Raw genomic sequence first — 643 nt, forward strand, 5'->3', positions numbered from 1 at the left:
CCTTGCGTTAACAAAGGCACTGCATCGCCAAACTGCGGCTAAAACAATGCCAATGAACAAAACGACAATGAAGGCTTCGAGCTGATGCTGGGTAAACTGAATCAACTTTTCAGACAGTTCACACTTACTCGGCTCTTTGACTTTATCAGCTTTAACAACATGAGCATCATCGCTAGATAAAGCAGAAACCAAGGTTTGGTCATCACTCATCGAGCATGCCGAAACCAAACCAGAATTTTGCATCAGACACACGACGGTGACCCAGCCAATCATTGCTAGCAGCCATTTCGCGCGCTTTTGAGGCGTGCCTTGTCGTGAAATCAATAAGCTCATAAAAAGTCAGATAAAGATGGATACGCAGAAAATAATACGCAAGTTGTCGTAAAGCTCAAGTCGTTCGACCTTGCTTGCCGATATGATTGGTAAATAATTGTGATAACCTTAAACCCATCGCTTTTTGCAACACGCTCATTATGCTCAATAAAGTTAATCTCGCCGACATTCGCTCGTTTGTTTTGATCGCCCAACTTGGCAACTTCACCAAAGCGGCGGAAGCTCTTTCCGTTTCTCGTTCTCACGTTTCTCGCCAAATCAGCGGACTTGAAGCGCAAATGGGCGTGACACTACTCAACCGAACCACACG

General features: G+C 45.1%; 2 protein-coding genes. One reads left to right on the forward strand and one right to left on the reverse strand.

The window, feature by feature from the left end; genetic code table 11:
• On the reverse strand, window positions 1–333 hold a 333-nt coding region (locus R7Q11_RS27110), incomplete at its 3' end, for a hypothetical protein (RefSeq protein ID WP_225467102.1).
• A 140-nt stretch (window positions 334–473) separates the two neighbouring features.
• On the opposite strand from R7Q11_RS27110, the gene R7Q11_RS27115 reads away from it, so the two are divergent.
• A partial coding sequence (locus R7Q11_RS27115; RefSeq protein WP_225467103.1) for a LysR family transcriptional regulator occupies window positions 474–643 on the forward strand: 170 nt, incomplete at its 3' end.

This window comes from Vibrio sp. 970 (assembly GCF_033339075.1).